Origin of the sequence: Gillisia marina, from assembly GCF_000258765.1 — a bacterium.
Lineage (GTDB): Bacteria > Bacteroidota > Bacteroidia > Flavobacteriales > Flavobacteriaceae > Gillisia > Gillisia marina.
Map to the genome: position 1 here is coordinate 71,990 of NZ_AJLT01000024.1, position 20,778 is coordinate 92,767.

The window sequence follows — 20,778 nt, forward strand, 5'->3', positions numbered from 1 at the left end:
CTACTGCCCTCTAAAATTTAACTCCCTTCTAAATAATCAAACTATCCCAAATAAACTAGCTATTGCGAAGGTCGTTAGCGCTAATATTTTAAGTTCCGGATCTAATTTTTGAGGATCCTCATTTTGAACAACTCGTTTTAAATGAAGCACTAAAGGAATAAAGGCAAGGATATATATGAAATTATTTAGCTCCTTAGACATAAGCACACTAAAAATAACAAGGGAAAATATAGCCCCAAGAATTAAGGAATAATGATAATTTTTAGCTCGTTTTGCACCCATTTTCACCACAAGTGTTATTTTTCCAGACTTTTCATCGGAAATCCGATCCCTCATATTATTAAGGTTTAGCACTCCTGCACTTAGCATGCCTATTGCTATTGCCGGCAATATCGCTATCCAATATATCTCGCGGGCATAAAGAAAATAGGTTCCTAAAACTGCTACTAGTCCAAAAAAGATGAAGACAAATACATCTCCCAAGCCTCTATAACCATAGGCGTTTGTACCGATGGTGTATTTAATTGCGGCCACAATAGCACTCACTCCTAAAATAAAAAAGATGATTGCGTACCAAAAGTGTTCTTGCCCAAAAGCCGAATAAATTAAAAGCATCGCCATGAACAAGGTCAAAATTGCAGTAACTACAATCCCTTGTTTCATCTCTTTTTCTGTAATCATGCCGCTTTGCAAGGCTCTTGGCGGCCCAACTCTATCTTCATTATCGGTTCCTTTTACTCCATCTCCGTAATCATTTGCGAAATTTGAGAGGATCTGGAGTCCTAAAGTGGTTCCCAAAGCGAGGCTAAAAATTACAATACTAAAATAACCTTGATGCACGGCAATCGTGGTACCCACGATGATGCCACTTATAGATAATGGTAGCGTTCTTAATCTTGCAGCGCTAACCCACGTTTTAAATCCTGTCATTTAATTCATAATTTTTACAACCAATTCTTTCAGCAAATCACCAGAAGGCATATTTGTAGCGCCTACTCCCTTACTCTTTACATCTGTTTCACGTAAATAAGCAATAATCTGACTCACTTTTTTCATTGGGTAATTTCTGGCTGCTAACACATAATCTGCTACAAAATAGGGATTCACTTTTAAAACCTTTGCGATATTCCCTTTGGATTTATCTGCCGTACCATGATATTGCAAGATTTGAGAAAAATAGCCAAACAATAAAGATACAGTTACAACCATCGGGTTGTCTTTTGTGTTTTGTGCGAAATAATTTATAATTCTATGCGCCTTTACCGTATCCCGCATTCCAATAGCTTTTCTGAGTTCGAAATTATTAAAATCCTTACTTATTCCTATATTTTCCTCAATAAGCTCCGGCGTGATATTAGTTCCTTTAGGGGCAATTAATTGTAATTTTTGCAATTCGTTATCGATCTTGCTTAAATCTGTCCCTAAAAATTCTACGAGCATTTGCGATGCTTTTGGAGAAATCCCATACCCGCTAGATTTTAAAGTTTTCTGAATCCAATCTGACACCTGATTATCATAAAGCCGCTTGCTTTCAAAGATCACTCCGGTTTTAGCAACCGACTTATAGAGCTTTTTTCTTTTATCAATCTTTTTGTACTTGTAACACACGACCAAAGTTGTTGTAGCTGCGGATTATCTGAATAAGCTTCTAATTTTTCGATAGTTCTGGAAAGATCCTGCGCCTCTTTAACAATAATAACCTGCCTTTCGGCCATCATAGGATATCGCTTACAATTGCTAATTATTTCATCTATAGAAGTATCACGTCCATACATCACCATCTGATTAAAGCCTTTTTCTTCTTCAGGCATTAAGTGATCTTCAATATAACTGGCGATTTTGTCTATATAGTAAGGCTCTTCTCCCATTAAAAAATAAATAGGTTTTACCTGTCCGTTTTTAATTGAAGTAACTATTTGAATTGCGTCTTCCATAAGGGTGTAAGGCAGTTAGGCTTAAATAATTTGAAGATTTTTTACTTCAAAAGAGAATATTTCTATTAGAAACTAAAGACAAAACACTTTATTAATAGAATAATTCTTGAGCTATAACTATAGAATTTTGTTTATTTGAACTGATGCAAAAACTGAATTTTCCGCAATATACATTTCGCTTCAAAAATAGCGAAAATAAAATAGCCGCTTTCGATGAGATTAGGAAAAAATTTATAATCCTTACTCCTGAAGAATGGGTGAGATTACATACCGTCCAGTATCTTATTTCAGAAAAAAACTATCCAAAAAGTCTTATCAATGTGGAGAAACAACTCAAAATAGGAAAGCGTATTAAAAGGTATGATGTAGTTGTTTATAATTCGAAAGGGGATATTCATCTTATTGTAGAGTGCAAAGCGCCGTCCATAAAGATAACTCAGGACACTTTCGATCAAATTGCGAGATACAACATGAGCCTGGATGCTAAATATCTTATGGTTACAAATGGTTTAGATCATCATTTTTGCCAGTTAGATTACGAACTGGAAAAGTATCATTTTTTACAAACCATCCCAGAATATCGATTATAGATCCTTCGCTTTAACTTAAAAATTATTCTGTTTACTTTTGAAGCTAGAGAATAAAACATCAGAATTTAGAATGAATCAGACTATTGCAGTAGTACTATTAAATTGGAATGGGCTGAATCTATTAAAAGAGTTTCTCCCAGATGTTGTAAAATATTCCAACGACGCCACTATTTATGTAGCAGACAATGCTTCTACAGATAGTTCTGTATCTTATGTTGAAGCCAATTTTCCTGAAGTAAAAATTATCCAAAACAAAGTAAATGGCGGATATGCAAAGGGATATAATGATGCTCTTGAAGGCTTAACTGAAGATATCTTTATTTTACTAAATAGTGATGTAAAAGTAACTCCCAACTGGCTATCACCTATAAAAGGCATTTTTGAAAAAGATAATAAAGTTGCGGCGGTGCAACCAAAAATTTTAGATTATAAAAAACCAACGCATTTTGAGTATGCCGGAGCTGCGGGTGGCTTTATAGATAAGTTTGGATACCCATATTGTAGAGGAAGGATTTTCGATAATCTGGAAGAAGATTTAGGACAATATGATGATGAAGTGGAGATCTTTTGGGCTAGCGGGGCATGTTTAGCTATAAAACGAGATCGGTATTACGAAGTTGGTAAGCTAGATGAAGATTATTTCTCGCATCAGGAAGAAATAGATATTTGCTGGAGACTTTATAATTATGGTTATAAAGTGATTTACACTCCAAACTCTGTGGTGTATCATGTGGGGGGAGCAACTTTAAATAGCATGAATCCAAAAAAGACGTTTTTTAATTTCAGAAATAGCTTGTTTAATCTTGTAAAAAACGTTCCAGCTAATAAATTATTCTGGACCTTATTATTACGAATGAAGTTGGATGGAATTGCTGCCATAAAATTTTTAGTCGAAATGAAATTCGGCCATTTTACTGCTGTTTTTCAAGCACATATAAGCTTTTATAAGAGTTTAAATAAAATGTTAAAAAAACGGAAAAAACTTCCTAAGAAGGAGGATTATTATTCAAAAATTTCCGTTGTTTGCCGAAATTATGGATTGGGGCAAAAAAAATTTCCCGATTTATAATGTTTCAAGGCAAAAACTAGTATATGGGCACTAATTTTGATAGCTTTGAGAAATTCTAACAAATAAAATTTACAACAAATTATGAAGAAAATCATGTTACTTACGGCTACAGCCGCTTTATTACTTTCTTCTTGTGTGTCACAGAAGAAATACGCTGAGCTTGAAACCTTACAACAAGAGACAAAAGATCAATTAAACACTGCGACTGTTAAATTGAATTCTTGTTTGGATGAAAAAGAACGTTTAGGAGAACAAATAAAAACCCTTAATAATCAGAACTCTGCATTATTAAATAATGTTGGAAACTTAGCAACTCTTTCTACTAAAGAAGCTTCTAACCTAGAGAAATCTTTAGAGAGCATCAAAGAAAAGGATATGAAAATCCAGCGTATGCAAGATGCTATCACTAAGAAAGATTCTGTTACTTTAGCTTTAGTTACTAGTCTTAAAGGTGTTCTTGGAAACATGAGCGATGAAGATATTAGTATTAATGTTGAAAAAGGTGTGGTGTATGTTTCCATCTCAGATAAATTATTATTTGAAAGCGGTAAATACAATGTAACCTCTCGTGCTAAAGAAGTATTAGGAAAAGTTGCAACTGTTGTGAAAAACAAGCCGGAAATTGAATTTATGGTAGAAGGTCACACAGATGATCAAGCTATTAAAAATGCAATAATCGAAGACAACTGGGATTTAAGTGTTAAACGTGCAACTTCTGTTGTAAGAATTCTACAAAATGAATTTGGTGTTCCTCCAGAAAGAATGACTGCAGCGGGAAGAAGTTACTATATTCCTGTAGCATCTAACGCTTCTGCGGAGGGTCGTTCTAAGAATAGACGTACAAGAATTGTAATCTTACCTAAATTAGATCAATTCTATAATCTTATAGAGCAAGGAATGAAAGAAGCTAAATAAGCTGAACATTCTCTAAAAAATTAAAAGCCTCGCAATTGCGGGGCTTTTTTTATTTGATATACTTAATAGAATAATTTTAGTTACATAATTTGCTTACATAAGCTCTATACTCCCTTTTCCTTCTCTCACTACTTCCGGCTCCATACCTGTAAGATCTATCACCGTAGAAGCTACATTATCTCCATATCCACCATCGATAACTAGGTCTACCAAATTATCCCACTTTTCAAGAATTAATTCTGGGTCCGTTGTATATTCTATCACCTCATCGTCATCCTTAATAGAAGTAGATACTATAGGATTTCCCAATTCTCCCACGATCGCCCGACAAATATTATTATCTGGCACTCTAATCCCTACTGTTTTCTTTTTCTTGAAAACATTTGGAAGATTATTGTTTCCCGGAAGAATGAAAGTAAAAGGGCCTGGGAGATTCCGTTTTAGCAACTTAAAAGTTGGAGAATCTATTTGCTTCACATAATCGGAGAGATTGCTTAGGTCCTCACAAATAAAAGAGAAATTAGCTTTCTCTAATTTCACCTGTTTTATCTGTGCAATTCGTTCTAAAGCACTCGTATTAGTAATGTCGCAACCAAGTCCGTACACTGTATCGGTTGGATAAATAATCAAACCACCTTTTCTTAACACATCAACTACTTTTTTGATGTCTTTAGGATTTGGGTTCTCTTCATAAATTCTAATAAGCTTGGCCATTGTGGTACATTTTAATAATTTGAAAAATTACAAATTTATTCAAGGAATCTTTAATTTAATATTGAATAATTCAGAAACACATTTATCATTAAAGTTAATCTAACTACATTTTCTTTTTTTTTCTTAAAACATAAGAACATCTTTTCAACTTGAAAGAATTCAGAATAAAAAAAAAGCTTCAATAATTATTAGAAAAAGTGATAAAATAATTGGCTATAAAATTCCAAAGCACCACCACGATTATTGCAATTAGTTTAGAGATATAAAAATTGTATTTATTTCTATTTATCAAAAGATAGATGATCTGATTATTTAGCAATAATCCAATTATTGAAATAACTAAAAACTTTGTGCCCTGATTTAAAAATTCCGGATTGGAATCCTGAAACGTCCAATATTTATTCAGCATATAATTATTTAAAACCGCTAGACAAAATCCGATACTATTTGCCAGATATTTATTGAAGTACCATTTTTCCTTTAGAAAATAGGTGCTAGAAAAATCGATAAACAAACCAATAGTGCCAACAAGACAGAATTTTATAAATTTCCACAGTAGCAGTTCCATCGGATTTTAATTTACTTTAAAATTTATTTTTTTTGAATTTATCCCAGGATCTAGATTGCCAGGTTTCAGGGAGATGTACATGTAATAACTTCCGGGTTTTTCAGGAGTTTTTAAATGCAATTGCTGCCGAATACTCTGGTTTGACTCTAAGGGTTTAGAAAGTTTCGGCAAAGGAAATTCTTGCTCTAGTATAAGTTTTTTATGCTGAAATATTGAAACTACTAAATTTACCGGTAATTCTGGGTTTTCAGTAAAAGTAACCGGGACTAGGAATTGATTCTTCAGCCTAACCACCAAAGGATAAGTATCTCCGGCATTTAATGTTGAAATTTTATTCTGAAGCTCAATTTTTATTTTGTTATAGCTCCTGAAATTTTCTATTTCAGTATAATAGTAACCACCAATAGGTGTTATGACTGTTTGAAAGTTTTCCCTTTTGTATTTAGAAACTACTAATACATTTTGACCTTGCAGCTTATTTTCTATTTCCCAAAGGTCATATTGATTTTTACGATAATAGACAGCATTATAGCTATGCGATAGCTCACGGGTATAATTTGTATATTTGGATGCCAACTGATAAGAACTTAAAAACACCACCGGCTTTCCATCGGCAATCGCTGCTATGCTTTGCGACCAATCTTCCCAGAAGTGAAATTCATTTTTAATATCTATAAGGGGGGATAAGTTATTATATACCTCATCATTGGATGCGTAAAACCTAAAACTCAAACTTAAAACTAAGGTAATTGCACCTAAAACAATTGCTATTTTTCTTAACTGTAAGTGATGTATCAAATATTTATAGGAAAGTATAAATAGGGGAATTAATAACGGGCTATTCCAATTGGGTTCAATTTTGCTTCTAAAGCTTGCTATAAAAAAGAAAATCACAAACCCAAAAACAGTGACTTTTAAAACCCGTTCCCATCTATTTATAACTCGAGTTTTAAATATTATAAACCAGAAAATAAATCCTAATAAGGGTCCTGTTATTAATAGTAAACCTAGAAAATAGTTTGTAGTATCCTTAATTCGATAAGGTAGATTTCCTCGCCCACTTATATGATATTCTAAACTTGGAATTTCATTATTTACTTGCCAAAGTATATTTGGAAGAAAAAATATGGTTGAAAATAATGCAACCAACCAAAAGCTACGTTTAAACAACAGTTTTGGAAGTGCAACTATAGTAAATATCAAAATTAAGAAACCATGATATTTACTGTAAATCATAAAAGCTATTGCCATTGCTAGCAATAAACAATTGCGAATAGAATCTTTTGCTAAGTACTTTTTTAGGAACCAAAAATATAATACCGATGCTGCTAAAAGTGGCGCATCCGGCACAATAATAAAGGAGTACACATGAAAAGCCGCAATTCCAAAATAAAGAAAAGAAAAAAGGATGATGTCTTTCCCATAGATTTTGCAAATTTTCCAAAGCAAGTATATGGAACCTGCATTTAGTAAGATATTAAAAGAACGAACCCCTAAATTATTATCTAATAGTAATTGTCCCAACCAGATAAGAACAGCAACTGCCGGTGGATGGTCTAAGTAGCCCCAATCTAAGTGTTGGGAGAAAACCCAATAATATGCCTCATCGTGAGCTATGCCTGTATAATAAGCGCTAAAAATGTTTAGAACTACCCAAAAGAGCAGGATCCAGAATATTGAATACGAAGAATTATTAATTCTACCCAGTAATTTCATGTCATAAGGAATTAGATTTAATTCTTATTACTATGAATTCTAATAGCTGTTACAATCAATCAGCTAACTTACTGTAGGGTATTTTAAATTTTAATTTTTGGCAGTTACTTCACTTTCTAACTTTAGAACTTTACCACCATCCTCTTGTTCTATGAGCAGTGCTTTATTCCCTTTTTCACCATTTCTGGTTACTTCGTTTCCTTTAATGGTCTTGGTCACTTCTTCTGTAAAAGTTTCTATTATTTTACCTTCAGCTTCACCAGAGCCCCATTTCCATTTTACTTCAGTACCTTTTCGTATCATCTTTTATAAAATTAGAGTAAAACAATAAATAAACAAGAAAATTAAGAGAGTACCTTCAATTTAGCGAATCTCAACAACAGTTTTTTTACGCCGCCATTTTCGAAATTGATCTCTGCTTTTTTATCTTGTCCAATACCATCGATATTCAATACTTTTCCTTTTCCAAATCGAATATGTTCCACCTCATTCCCTGCTTCCAATTTAACTGCATCCTTTATGGAAGCTGTAGGATAATTTGCTGTAGTTGGCCTAAGTTTTCTAAGTTTTCTTAGTTGCTCTTCGTTAGGCTTATGGGCAGGTGGTGGCGTACCCGATTTTGGCTTGGTTTGCCTGAATTTACTTTTATCTACATCCCCAAAAATATCGAGATCCATTAACGGCTTATATTTATAATCATCCTGAGGAATCATATAATCCATATAAGCTTCATCTATTTCCTCGATAAACCTGCTTGGTTCTGCATCTACCAATTTTCCCCATCTGTAACGGGATTGTGTGTAAGTTAAATAGGCCTGTTTCTCGGCTCTGGTTAAAGCCACATAAAACAATCTTCGTTCTTCTTCTAATTCAGTCCGGGTATTCATACTCATTGCAGAAGGAAAAAGATCTTCCTCCATACCCACAATATAAACAAATGGAAATTCCAATCCTTTTGCTAAATGTATAGTCATAAGCGCAACATGATCCTCGTTGGTTTCCTTATCCATATCTGTTGCTAAAGCAACATCTTCCAGGAATTCGGTTAAAGATCCGGTAACGTCTGCCAGTTCTTGCTGTCCTTCCACAAAATCTCTAATCCCGTTAAGAAGCTCTTCAATGTTTTCAATCTTCGCAATCCCTTCCGGCGTTCCATCTTTTTTAAGCTCTTGTACGAGTCCGGTTTTCTTGGCTACCGTATCTGCTACCACAAAGGCATCAGCATTCTCGGTAAGGATCTTAAAACTCTTGATCATATTCGCGAAGTTCGCCAGCTTATTTCTGGTTCCCGAATTAATCTTAAGATCCAAATGATCGATATTTTCGATGATCTCAAAAATAGATTTCCCGTATTGATTCGCCGCAATAGTTAATTTATCTATGGTAGTAGATCCTATCCCTCGAGCCGGAAAATTAATAATCCTTTTTAAGGCTTCTTCATCATTAGGATTTACCAACAACCGCAAATATGCCAAAACATCTTTGATCTCTTTACGTTGATAAAAAGATAGGCCCCCATAAATTCTATAAGGAATCTCTCTTTTTCTCAAAGCGTCTTCCATCGCCCTACTTTGGGCATTAGTTCTATATAAAATCGCAAAATCCCCGTTGTTCATTTGCTTTTGCATCTTGTTCTCGAAAATAGAACTCGCTACATATCTACCTTCATCCCCATCGGTGAGCAACCTATTTACAATTATTTTTGGTCCATCGTCATTTGCGGTCCAAACTACTTTTTCAAGCTTCGTTTTATTCTTATCTATAATGGAATTAGCTGCATTCACAATGTTTTTCGTTGATCGGTAATTTTGCTCCAATCGGTACATTTGAACATTATCGTAATCCTTCTGAAAATTCAAAATGTTATTGATATTCGCTCCGCGGAAAGCATAAATACTTTGCGCATCATCTCCTACCACACATATATTCTGAAATTTATCTGAAAGTGCTTTTACAATTAAATATTGTGAATGGTTTGTATCTTGATACTCATCTACTAAAATATAACGAAAACGATTCTGGTATTTCTGAAGCACCTCCGGAAATCTATTTAACAACTCGTTTGTCTTCAGCAATAAATCATCAAAATCCATCGCGCCTGCTTTAAAGCAACGCTCTACATAATTTTTATAAATATCACCTAGCCTTGGTTTTTTAGCCATCGCATCTGCCTCCCGTAATTCAGGATTCTGAAAATAGGCCTTAACAGTGATCAAACTATTTTTATAGGACGAGATTCTCGAATATACCTGCTTGTATTTATAAACATCCTTATCCAGTCCCATCTCTTTGATGATTGCTGAAATAAGCCGTTGAGAATCCTGAGTATCATAAATGGTGAAATTCGAAGGGTATCCCAACTTATCTGCCTCCATACGCAACATTCTGGCAAATATGGAGTGAAAAGTTCCCATCCAAAGATTCTTTGCTTCACTACTTCCAACAATCTGGGAGATCCTTTTTTTCATTTCCCTTGCCGCCTTGTTGGTAAAGGTTAGCGAAAGAATATTAAATGGATCTACGCCCTTGCTCATTAAATAAGCAATTCTGTAGGTAAGCACCCTCGTTTTTCCAGACCCTGCTCCTGCTATCACTATCATTGCCCCGTCTTTCTGAAGAACGGGAGCCCGTTGGGCATCGTTTAATTCTGCTAAATAAGATTCCAAATTTACTCTTTCTTTTAAGCTGTGAATTTAACCAATTAAGATGTACTTTAAAACTCCTTTTAGGCTTACTTTTGAACAAAGAGGCCGCAAATTATGACATGCCTATTATTTTAAATATATTTAGCTCTAGAAAAAATCTTCCGAATTATAAATAACAAACCCTAAATGGTCAAACAATTAGTATTAATAGTTGCACTAATAGCTACTCTCAGCAATTTTGCGCAAGAAGCTCATTCCGGTGAAATTATAAAAGAGTATGGAAAGATCTATGAGGTTTCCAACCCAGATTTTAAAACCGATACTACGGCACAATACAAAGTTGTTTTTGATATCGGCAGAAGTTTTGACAAGCTTCGCAACCAAATGCACTAATTGAAACTGCTGCACGATTTATAAATATGCATAGAGAAGCCGGAGTTCCTGCTGAAAATATAAAAGTAGCTTTGGTTATTCACGGAGCCGCTTCTACAGAAATTTTAAAGAGTGAATTTTATCAAGAAAAATTTCCTGAAATCACCACAAATCCTAATGCGGAATTAATCTCTCAATTGGCAAGTCATGGAGTTCAAGTGATTTTATGTGGACAAACTGCCGCATATAGAAACATCACAAAATCTGAAGCATTACCAGAGGTCCAAATATCCCTTTCGGCAATGACGGCTTTAGTCCAACTTCAAAATCAAGGATATCGTCTTATTAATTTTTAAACTAAAAAACACACCTATGAAATATGTTTTTCTATGCCTGTCTTTACTACTTACAATGGGATCTCAGGCCCAAATGAAACCAGATCTGGAATCTCAAATTAACGACATTGAATCTAAAGTGATAGAATGGAGAAGAGATTTTCATAAATACCCGGAACTTTCTAACCGAGAGTTTAAAACTGCTGAAAAAATTGCAAAGCATCTTGAGAGTCTTGGTTTAGAAGTGCAAACAGGAGTCGCAAAGACCGGAGTAGTTGGAATTTTAAAAGGAGATAACCCTGGAAAAGTAGTTGCTTTACGAGCAGATATCGATGCTTTGCCTGTAACCGAAAGAAATGATCTGGCTTTTAAATCTGAAGTTGTTACAGAATTTCTAGGAACAGAAACCGGTGTAATGCATGCCTGTGGTCATGATACGCATACCGCAATTTTAATGGGAGTTGCCGAAATACTTTCCAAGAACAAAGACAAGATAAATGGTACCGTAAAATTCATTTTTCAACCAGCAGAAGAAGGTCCACCCCCGGGAGAAAAAGGAGGAGCTTCAGTGATGATTGAAGAAGGAGTGCTCAAAAACCCAGATGTGGATGCTATTTTTGGACTGCACATAAATTCTGGGACACCTGTTGGGACAATTAGATACAAACCAGAAGGCACTATGGCTGCTGTAGAGCGTTTTGTGATAAATGTAAAAGGAAAGCAAACACACGGTTCTGCTCCTTGGAGTGGTACCGATCCAATCCTAATTTCAGCAAAAATTATCGATGGCTTACAAACTATTATAAGTCGGGATTCTAAATTAGTAGATGGCGCAGCGGTGATTACAGTAGGTAAAATTACCAGTGGTGTGCGTTTCAATATAATCCCGGAATCTGCAGAATTAATTGGAACTATTAGAACGTTGGATGCCGACATGAAAGCTACCATTCTTAAAAGAATGAGCGAAATGGTTCCTGCAATTGCCAAAGCTTATGGCGGTGATGCTACCATAGAATTTCAAAATAATACAGCTATTACTTATAACGATCCAGTACTAACAAATCAGATGCTACCAACCTTGCAAAATATTGCAGGAAAGGATAACGTAGAGCTAGTTAAGGCTACCACAGGAGGAGAAGACTTTTCTTTCTTTCAAGAAGTAGTTCCAGGGTTTTATTTCTTTTTAGGCGGACAAACCCCAGGAAACACGGAGTCTGCACCTCATCACACTCCAGATTTTTATATCGACGAAAGCGGAATGCTGTTAGGTGTAAAAGTAATGTCTCAATTAGCTTTAGATTATTTAAATAAATAGAATGAATGAACTATTGGATATTCTAGGCACTATTCCCTGGTGGGGATGGATACTATTATTCTTATTAGTTATAGCTATTAAAGATATCTTCTTTAGTAAAGAGCATATTATAAAACACAACTTTCCGGTTGTTGGGCATTTGCGTTATTTCTTGGAAAGTATAGGCCCCGAGTTAAGGCAATATATTGTTGCCAGTGACAGGGAAGAGCTTCCTTTTAACAGAAATGAACGTGGATGGATTTATGCATCGGCTAAAAATGAAAATAATTACGAAGGCTTTGGTACTGATGAGGATATTTATAGAACCAATTATATTTTTATAAATAATTCCATGCTTGCTTACAAGCTCGAAAAGGACCATCCAAATACAGATCACCCCTATTTTATAGCTTGCGCAAAAGTAATGGGATCCTTCAATAAAAGGAGAAGACCTTATAGACCTGCATCTATAATTAATGTTTCTGCAATGAGCTATGGTTCCCTTTCAGCGAAGGCTGTAGAATCTTTAAATAAAGGATGTCTGTTGGCTAATGCATATCACAATACGGGAGAAGGTGGACTTTCCGCATACCATAAAATGGGTGCAGATGTCGTTTTTCATTTTGGAACGGGATATTTTGGAGTGCGAGGGGACGACGGGAACTTCTCCATGGAAAAACTCGTAAAATTGGTTGAAGAGCATCCTCAGCTAAGAGCTATTGAAATTAAATTATCTCAGGGCGCTAAGCCCGGGAAAGGCGGTGTGCTCCCAGCTTCTAAAATTACGAAGGAAATTGCTGAAATAAGAAATGTACCTCAAGGTAAAGACATCCTGTCTCCGCCTACGCATTCAGCGTTTAGCTCTGTGCCAGAAATGGTAGACTTTATTGAAAAAATAGCGGAAGCTACTGGTTTACCGGTTGGTATAAAATCGGCAATTGGCCAACTGAAGCAATGGGAAGAATTAGCACAAATCATGAAAGAAACCAATCGCGGCCCGGATTTCATTACTGTTGATGGTGGCGAAGGCGGTACCGGTGCTGCTCCTCCAAGTTTTGCAGATCATGTTTCTCTACCTTTTATAAATGCCTTTACAGATTTATATGATGTATTTCAAAAACAAGGAATTACTGAAAGAATTGTATTTATAGCCAGTGGAAAACTCGGTTTTCCGGCAAAAGCTGCGATGGCCTTCGCGATGGGCGCAGATTGTATAAATGTTGCTCGCGAGGCAATGATGAGCATTGGATGTATTCAGGCGCAAGCCTGCCACAACAATACCTGCCCTACAGGAATAACCACTCACAATAAATGGCTACAAGCGGGTATTAACGTGAAAGATAAGGCAGAAAGAGTGAATTTTTACTTTGCTAAATTTAAAAAGGAGCTGCTGGAAATCACGCACGCCTGTGGTTACGAACATCCTTCGCAATTTACGATGGACGATGTAGATATTAACTTAAGCGATAAAAATATAACAAAGTCACTAGCTTCTACGTTTGCTTATCACAAAACAAAAGTTCCATTTACTTCAGTTCAAGAACATATGGATTGCCCACATTTGGGAGGAACATTTTCTAAAGGAAAACAAGTAAAAACTAAAGAAGCAGAAACCGAAGAAACATCTGTACACCATACTAATTAATTATGACCGACATTAATCTCCTTCAACTTTTATTTTATCTATTACCAGCTGTTATTGTTGGTTTAATCTCGTTTTATTTCTTTCAAATGCATACAGCGAATGAAGAAAAAAGAAGGAAATATCTTTTAAGATTAGATAATCAGAAGATTGGACTGCCAATAAAATTACAAGCTTTTGAACGGATGACGCTATTTTTAGAAAGAATTTCTATGGGAAAATTGTTACTTAGAGTAAAGCCAAAATCGAATGATCTAGGCGCGTATGAAGATATGCTTGTTCAAACTATAGATCAGGAATTCGATCATAATTTAGCTCAGCAGATTTATCTATCGCCGGAATGTTGGAATGTTATTAAAACCTCTAAGAATGCTACTATAGGTATTATTCGGAAAACAGCAAAAAAGGAAGATGTTACTAATGCTGATGAATTAAGGCAAAATATTTTAAATGCTTTAATGGATCAAGTACCTCCTACGGAAGCTGCATTAGACTACATCAAGAAAGAAGTAAGAAACACGATTTAATCTTTTACGGAGGATTTAATTACAAAGCACAAATTTATTGAGATTAAAGAATCTTTTTGAAAGATAAAACTTGCTCGTTTTTCTTTTGAATCCCGCGCTCCATCGCGTAGTCGAAACCTTGTTGCCACCAGGAGGTCATCGCTTTCTTGTTAAAGACCAAGGAGTTTTCGGTTAATTGAACCGGCGTGTAATAGGTGTTCAATTTTACCTGTTTGTTCATGGCAGCAAGCTTTCCTTCTACTACATCATGATATTCTACCTGATCTAATAGAAACCCAAAAAGATTGATCATCAAAGAAAAAGGATTTTTCCCGAGCACCTTATTGTATTCCATATTTTCGGCTTCCAGAATAATTGCATCTACTTCGGTGGCACCGCGCTTAATAGCTTCTCTAATAGGTACTACGCAACCCAAACCACCATCGGCATACTCATAGCCATTCTTAGTAGCGAGACTCATAAATGGTATGTAATTACAAGAGATCCAAATCCAATCGCAAAAATCTTCATAAGAAAACTCGTGAATAGATTTATATTCAACTCTATTTTTAGACAAATTAGATACGGTTACAACTACATCTTTCGCCTTACTTTTTACAGATTCAAAATCCTTTTTGGTGAAATCTTTCTTTATGTTTTTACGTAGGTTTTTACTTTCCCCAAAAGTCCGTTTCTTCTTTGCAAATTGAAGAAACATATTAAAATAGTTGATGGTCACATACTCACGACCATCTTTCTTTTTAACCACAAATGGGTTTATACTGAATATTTTCTTCTGGGTTACGTCGGTATAAATATCATATACCTTTTTAATATTACCATCTGCTAAATGGGGAATTAATAAACTACCCGTAGAAGTTCCGAGAAAAAGGTCATATTTCTTGCCCTCCTCTTCCATTAAATACTGGGCCACTCCCCCGGCGAAAGCTCCTTTACTCCCACCTCCTGAAATTACCAATGCTCGCATTAAGGTTCAATTTGGTTTAATTCTTCATTTTTATACTTGGCAAAACTAAAACCGCTCTCCCACCAACTTTCCATCTTCACCTTATCAAAAATAAGAGAATTTGTAGTTAACACGGTGGGGGTATAATAGAAATTTATTATCACATCTTTGTTTGCTGCAGCAAATTTACCAATCCTTATATTCTGATTTTCAATTCTATCCAACATAAAACTAAATAAATTAGTAATAAGTGAAAATACATTTTTTGATGGCATTCTATTAAAATAAGTTACTTCTGTTTGGAGAATAATCGCATCAATTTCTGTAGCACCTCGTTTAATTGCTTCTTCTATAGGCACCATAGATCCAAAACCTCCATCGGCATATTCACAGCCATTCTTTTGCACTAAACTCATAAAAGGCACATAATTACAAGAAATCCAGATCCACTCGCAAAAATCCTCATAGCTATATTCATGTATAGACTTATACTCTATTTCATTCAACGAGATATTAGAAACGGTTACAACAATTTCTTTATTGCTTGCTTTTAGCTCTTCAAAATCTTCTCTGGAGATCGTATCTAGGATCAATTTTTTAAGATTGCCACTCTCTCCAAAAGTTTTCTTACCATTCATAAAATTACGAAGCACATTAAAATGATTTATAGATATATGGTCTTGCCCGTGCCTTCGTTTAATTAAAAAGGGCCTATTGCTAAAAATACTACTTTGATTAACCGATGTATAAACGTCTTTAATTTTCTGAGTCTTGTTTAGCGCTAAATGAGAAATCAATAAGCTGCCTGTAGAGGTGCCTAAAAAGAGATCGTACTTATTCCCCATCTCTTCTATCAAATACTGCGCAACTCCTCCTGCAAAGGCTCCTTTACTACCACCACCAGAAATTACTAATGCCCGCATTAATTTTGTAATCTGTTGGTTAAAAATTCTAAGTCTGGATTTTCCATGCTACTACTTAAAGCTACATATTTAGATCGATACTCTTCTTCCTGTAGCAATTTATCTAGTAAACTTCTACAATAATTTCTAAATCTATACGTGTGGTGCTGCGCGCCATCCAGAAGATCTAAAAGATTTTGTTCTGTAAAAGCGTTTATCTGATACAGATAGCCAAAAGCATTTTGTCTTAATCCAAAAGGCAAGGTTTTGTTAGTATAACCCGATAATTCCTTGAAATAGGCAGGTTTCTTGTCTGACGCTATTTCCGGACTTACCAAATTTATAACCAACCACAGTAATCTTACATTCTTATTTTGAAAACCTTGAATATCCTTTGTTTCATCTAACACCCTTTCTGTTTCTTCAGGAAATTGTAACCATGATTTTAAAAGTGCATTTTCTTTTGTTATATACGAGTCATCTTTCAGCAATCCAATAAATTCTGATTTTAAAGCTGAAGGAATTGAGTCTATACTTACAGCAACAGCTTGTCTTAGCATTATATTATTAGTTTCCAGTGCCTTTTTGTAGAGCGGGATCGTCTCTTCAAGTTTCTCTCCAGACAGCTGAAACACCACTTCCTGACCCATATATTCATTCACAGGTAAATCTAAAGCTTTTTCTAAATATTCTTTTTTTATAAAAATTGAAGTTTCTCGCAAAGCTGCTAATTCCATGTAATTTGTAATAAATTCAGATTTTTTCAAGGAAACTAATGCTTCGGTACCTTGAAAAGCACTTTGTTGCAACCAATCCTGTTTCCAAGTAGAAATATCCATATTAGTGGTTTCTTCTACTGCTTGTACAAAATCTTCCGTAGTAACATTTGAATACGCATTCTTTAAAACATAGCTTTTTACTGCGTTCTTAAAATTATCTTCTCCTACCAACTCCTTTAAAATATGCAGGGCCCAAGCTCCCTTCTGATAAAATGTGAGCGAACTTGCCTTTGGATTTAATAGAGACTCCCCTTTCCCCGAATCGCTTAATTCTTTTAATTGTTCTGCAGACTCATATAATTTCCAGTAATAATAATCTTCTCCGAAAATCTCCTTTTCAGCCAACCATGCATAATACGTAGCGAATCCCTCATGCAACCAATGGTGTTTCCCGTGAGTTTCGGTTACCATATTGCCAAACCATTGATGCGCGAGCTCATGAGCATTCACAAAAACGTAATTTTGATCTACAAATGCCGTAGAATCTATTACAAACGAATCTGAAAAAATTGTAGCTCCTGTATTTTCCATTCCTGAATACAAAAACTCCTGCACTGGAACCTGCTTGTAATTCTTCCAAGGATAAGGCACTCCAATTTCTTCTTCAAAAAAATCGAAAACATCTTTAGTGTATCTATAGGTGGGTTCTACCTTAAGTGAATCTTTTGGCTCAAAATATAATTCGATTGGAATAGCGCTAGTTGATTGCCAACTAAGTTTAGAATAATCGCCCGCAGCGAAAGCTACCAAGTAACTGCTCATGGGTTGATCCATTTGAAATTTCCATTGTGTGATAGAATCGTTAAGCGCTTTTTTATGTGTTAATTCTCCATTGGAAATAACACTGTAATCTTTGTTAAAATTAAATGTTAGATTAAAAATTGCTTTTTCGGTCATATCATCGAAACTCGGCAACCAATGGGAAGTATCTTTCCCTTGCCCTTGCGTCCAAACTTGTCTACTGGTAACCATTTCTTTTGGAGCGTCCCAATTAATAAAATACATAGCTTGTTTTGGATTGGCTGTATATTTTAACCTAAGCTGATATTCTTTATTTGCCAAAAAAGTTGAAATTATCCATATTCTTGAGCCATCATTTGTAAACGCAATCTTCTTACCATCAAGAAGGACGTTTGAAAAATTCATGTTTTTAGCATCTATAAAAATTGAATCCTGAGGGCGAAGAATTTTAAAATAATAATTTGCATCACCCTCCACCATTTCATTCTTCGGAAGAATGCTTATTTCAGCATCAACCTTCAGAAAATCGACTTTTTTAGTTTGATCTAAGGAATTATCATATTGCGCATATCCCATAAAATGGAATATTAAAGCAAACAACACCAAAATTTGTTTCATGTATTGGGACTTCAATAGTAAAGCAAATTACAAAATCCCTTTATTAAATTCTAAATCTAAAACACTCAATCTTCTAAAGTTGAGCTAATGAAATCTGATAGCTTAAAGGAATTCTATATTCCTTTGTATTTTTTTCTTCTGAAAAATCTCACGGAATTAAATCTTACTAAGAGATTAAATAAGGATTTTAATATCTTCGTTTCATGATTGCCAATTTATTACAAACCCCAATAGATTATTTAAAAGGAGTTGGTCCCAATCGGGCAGAGCTACTTCGCAAAGAACTAGGCATTCATACCTATCAAGATCTCATTAACTTTTTCCCAAATAGGTATCTGGACAAAACCAATTATTATAAAATAAAACAACTTCAGCAAAATTCAGCAGAAGTACAAGTTATTGGGAAGATTGTTGGCCTTAGAACCATTGAACAAAAAAGGGGGAAACGTTTGGTTGCCGATTTTGTAGATGAAACCGGTAAAATGGAATTGGTTTGGTTTCGAGGCCAAAAATGGATTCGAGAAAACCTTAAAATCAATACTCCCTATGTGATTTTCGGAAAAACAAATTGGTTTAATGGGCTTTTTAGCATGCCACATCCAGAGATGGAATTATTGGAAGAGCATGAAAAAAGTTTACGAACTGCAATGCAACCCGTATATCCATCTTCAGAAAAACTCACCAATAAGGGAATTACAAATAGAGTGATCAATAAATTAATGCAACAATTATTTATTGAAACCAAAGGAAAATTCTACGATACCTTACCTCAAAATATTCATGCAGATCTCAAATTAATTTCTCGCGCAGAAGCACTTTTTTAATGTTCATTTTCCGAAGAGTCAAGAGCTATTATCCAGGGGACAATTCCGACTAAAATTTGAAGAATTATTTTACATTCAGCTGCAACTTTTGGTTAAAAATATGATCCACAAAAAGAGAATTAAAGGATATGTTTTTGACACCATCGGAGAAAATTTTGAAACCTTTTATAAGGAACATTTACCCTTCGAATTAACAGGTGCACAAAAGAAAGTTATTAAAGAAATTAGGGGCGATCTTGGAAGCGGCGCGCAAATGAACCGACTTTTACAGGGAGATGTGGGATCCGGAAAGACCATTGTTGCTTTAATGTCAATGTTAATAGCACTTGACAACGGATTTCAAGCTTGTTTAATGGCGCCTACTGAAATTTTGTCAGTACAACACTATTCAGGCTTAATTGATTTATGTAAAAATCTGAATACCAGTATAGAACTACTAACTGGCTCAACCAAAGCTTCAAAAAGAAGAGAAATTCACGAAAAACTTGAAAATGGCGAGTTAGATATCTTAATTGGCACTCATGCCCTGCTGGAAGACAAGGTGAAATTCAAAAATTTAGGCCTCGCAATTATAGATGAACAACATAGATTTGGAGTAGAACAACGCTCTAAATTATGGAAGAAAAATGAACTGCCTTCACACATTTTAGTGATGACGGCAACACCAATTCCAAGGACTCTCGCCATGAGTTTATATGGCGACTTGGATGTCTCTGTAATCGACGAACTTCCACCCGGAAGAAAGTCTATAAAAACTGTTCATAGATTCGATAGTAATCGTCTAAAAGTTTTCAGATTCATTAGAGATGAAATTGAAAAAGGCCGGCAAATTTATATCGTGTATCCATTAATTCAGGAATCTGAATCCATGGATTATAAAGATTTGATGGATGGCTACGAAAGTATCGCTAGAGAATTTCCGATGCCCAAATATCAAATCTCCATTGTCCATGGACAAATGAAACCCGCAGACAAAAATTACGAAATGGATCGATTTATAAATGGAGACACTCAAATTATGGTGGCTACTACCGTAATAGAGGTTGGAGTGAATGTTCCTAATGCGAGCGTAATGATTATTGAAAGTGCTGAAAGGTTTGGACTTTCCCAATTACATCAGCTTCGGGGTCGTGTGGGACGTGGTGCCGAGCAGAGTTATTGCATTCTAATGTCCGGGCATAAACTTTCTGAAGACAGCAAAACCAGGCTTCAAACCATGGTAAGTACCAATGATGGTTTTGAATTAGCTGAAGTAGACCTCAAACTTAGAGGTCCCGGAGATCTTATGGGAACTCAACAAAGTGGAGTTCTTAATTTAAAGATCGCCGATATTGTAAAAGACAATCAGATTCTTAAAGCTGCACGGGATTATGCTAAAAAACTACTATCCGATGATCCAAACTTGGAAAAACCCGAACACAAAATGGTGAAATATACCTACCAGCAGGTTGCTAAACATAAGAATATTTGGAATTATATTAGTTAAAACCAGCTTATATTCATTCCTAATCACTGACTATAAGATTATTGAAAGTTATTTTGTAACTTTAAATCCCTGCGAGTCTCCTCAATGAGCATTCGGAACTCTTACCCCGATTAATTCTAAGATCCTCAATCTTAAGTTTTAAATTCAATTTTTCCTCCCAA

Annotated in this window: 17 protein-coding genes and 2 pseudogenes; 9 read left to right on the forward strand and 10 right to left on the reverse strand. The window is 35.1% G+C overall.

Annotated elements, in window-relative coordinates; genetic code table 11:
* Positions 1-36 precede the first annotated feature (36 nt).
* Positions 37-930, reverse strand: coding sequence for a 1,4-dihydroxy-2-naphthoate octaprenyltransferase (menA, locus tag ON07_RS07915; RefSeq protein ID WP_010229800.1), 894 nt, complete (start codon positions 928-930; stop codon positions 37-39).
* Positions 931-1,934: pseudogene (holA, locus tag ON07_RS14900) on the reverse strand (DNA polymerase III subunit delta).
* A 143-nt stretch (positions 1,935-2,077) separates the two neighbouring features.
* Here holA and ON07_RS07925 point away from each other — a divergent pair.
* The 3 genes from ON07_RS07925 (at position 2,078) to ON07_RS07935 (ending at position 4,508) form a co-directional block, all read left to right on the forward strand.
* Positions 2,078-2,524, forward strand: a complete 447-nt coding sequence (locus ON07_RS07925; protein WP_010229801.1) for a type I restriction enzyme HsdR N-terminal domain-containing protein — start codon at positions 2,078-2,080, stop codon at positions 2,522-2,524.
* Positions 2,525-2,594: 70 nt separating this feature from the next.
* Entirely contained in the window at positions 2,595-3,593 is a 999-nt protein-coding gene (locus ON07_RS07930; protein WP_029331687.1) for a glycosyltransferase family 2 protein, read from the forward strand.
* An 81-nt stretch (positions 3,594-3,674) separates the two neighbouring features.
* Positions 3,675-4,508, forward strand: a complete 834-nt coding sequence (locus tag ON07_RS07935; protein WP_010229804.1) for an OmpA/MotB family protein — start codon at positions 3,675-3,677, stop codon at positions 4,506-4,508.
* Positions 4,509-4,601: 93 nt separating this feature from the next.
* Here ON07_RS07935 and ON07_RS07940 read toward each other — a convergent pair whose 3' ends face one another.
* The 5 genes from ON07_RS07940 to ON07_RS07960 all read right to left on the reverse strand — a co-directional run bounded on the left by ON07_RS07940 (position 4,602) and on the right by ON07_RS07960 (position 10,172).
* Positions 4,602-5,222 (reverse strand): L-threonylcarbamoyladenylate synthase, encoded by a 621-nt coding sequence (locus tag ON07_RS07940; protein ID WP_010229807.1) that lies wholly within the window; start codon positions 5,220-5,222, stop codon positions 4,602-4,604.
* A 178-nt stretch (positions 5,223-5,400) separates the two neighbouring features.
* Entirely contained in the window at positions 5,401-5,790 is a 390-nt protein-coding gene (locus ON07_RS07945) for a GtrA family protein (RefSeq protein WP_010229811.1), read from the reverse strand.
* Between the two features lie 6 nt (positions 5,791-5,796).
* The gene (locus ON07_RS07950; protein ID WP_010229813.1) at positions 5,797-7,506 is read right to left on the reverse strand and encodes an ArnT family glycosyltransferase; all 1,710 of its coding nucleotides are present in this window, start codon (positions 7,504-7,506) and stop codon (positions 5,797-5,799) included.
* A 90-nt stretch (positions 7,507-7,596) separates the two neighbouring features.
* Complete coding sequence (locus tag ON07_RS07955; protein ID WP_010229816.1) at positions 7,597-7,809, reverse strand: hypervirulence associated TUDOR domain-containing protein; 213 nt, start codon at positions 7,807-7,809, stop codon at positions 7,597-7,599.
* A gap of 41 nt (positions 7,810-7,850) precedes the next feature.
* Complete coding sequence (locus ON07_RS07960) at positions 7,851-10,172, reverse strand: ATP-dependent helicase (RefSeq protein ID WP_010229819.1); 2,322 nt, start codon at positions 10,170-10,172, stop codon at positions 7,851-7,853.
* Positions 10,173-10,337: 165 nt separating this feature from the next.
* Here ON07_RS07960 and ON07_RS15950 point away from each other — a divergent pair, with 165 nt between their 5' ends.
* The 5 genes from ON07_RS15950 to ON07_RS07980 are packed head-to-tail and all read left to right on the forward strand — an operon-like array spanning position 10,338 to position 14,321.
* On the forward strand, positions 10,338-10,544 hold the full coding sequence (locus tag ON07_RS15950) for a hypothetical protein (protein WP_050915868.1): 207 nt from the start codon (positions 10,338-10,340) through the stop codon (positions 10,542-10,544).
* A gap of 26 nt (positions 10,545-10,570) precedes the next feature.
* Entirely contained in the window at positions 10,571-10,879 is a 309-nt protein-coding gene (locus ON07_RS15955; protein WP_050915869.1) for a DsrE family protein, read from the forward strand.
* A gap of 16 nt (positions 10,880-10,895) precedes the next feature.
* The gene (locus ON07_RS07970) at positions 10,896-12,173 is read left to right on the forward strand and encodes an amidohydrolase (protein WP_029331688.1); all 1,278 of its coding nucleotides are present in this window, start codon (positions 10,896-10,898) and stop codon (positions 12,171-12,173) included.
* A gap of 1 nt (position 12,174) precedes the next feature.
* Positions 12,175-13,797 carry an FMN-binding glutamate synthase family protein gene (locus ON07_RS07975; RefSeq protein ID WP_010229826.1) on the forward strand — a complete coding sequence of 541 codons (1,623 nt, stop codon included), beginning with the start codon at positions 12,175-12,177 and terminating at the stop codon, positions 13,795-13,797.
* Between the two features lie 2 nt (positions 13,798-13,799).
* The gene (locus ON07_RS07980) at positions 13,800-14,321 is read left to right on the forward strand and encodes a DUF7935 family protein (RefSeq protein WP_010229829.1); all 522 of its coding nucleotides are present in this window, start codon (positions 13,800-13,802) and stop codon (positions 14,319-14,321) included.
* Positions 14,322-14,364: 43 nt separating this feature from the next.
* On the opposite strand, the gene ON07_RS07985 is transcribed toward ON07_RS07980, so the two are convergent.
* From ON07_RS07985 to ON07_RS07995, 3 genes are read right to left on the reverse strand one after another with little or no spacing between them, the layout of a single operon-like run.
* Positions 14,365-15,288 carry a patatin-like phospholipase family protein gene (locus ON07_RS07985; RefSeq protein ID WP_010229832.1) on the reverse strand — a complete coding sequence of 308 codons (924 nt, stop codon included), beginning with the start codon at positions 15,286-15,288 and terminating at the stop codon, positions 14,365-14,367.
* Positions 15,288-16,190 carry a patatin-like phospholipase family protein gene (locus ON07_RS07990; RefSeq protein ID WP_010229833.1) on the reverse strand — a complete coding sequence of 301 codons (903 nt, stop codon included), beginning with the start codon at positions 16,188-16,190 and terminating at the stop codon, positions 15,288-15,290. The genes ON07_RS07985 and ON07_RS07990 overlap by 1 nt, the downstream gene beginning before the upstream one ends.
* Positions 16,190-18,307 carry a M1 family metallopeptidase gene (locus ON07_RS07995; RefSeq protein WP_033445055.1) on the reverse strand — a complete coding sequence of 706 codons (2,118 nt, stop codon included), beginning with the start codon at positions 18,305-18,307 and terminating at the stop codon, positions 16,190-16,192. The genes ON07_RS07990 and ON07_RS07995 overlap by 1 nt, the downstream gene beginning before the upstream one ends.
* 203 nt (positions 18,308-18,510) lie before the next feature.
* Here ON07_RS07995 and recG point away from each other — a divergent pair.
* A pseudogene (gene recG / locus ON07_RS14910) lies at positions 18,511-20,617 on the forward strand (ATP-dependent DNA helicase RecG).
* The last annotated feature ends 161 nt before the right edge of the window (positions 20,618-20,778 follow it).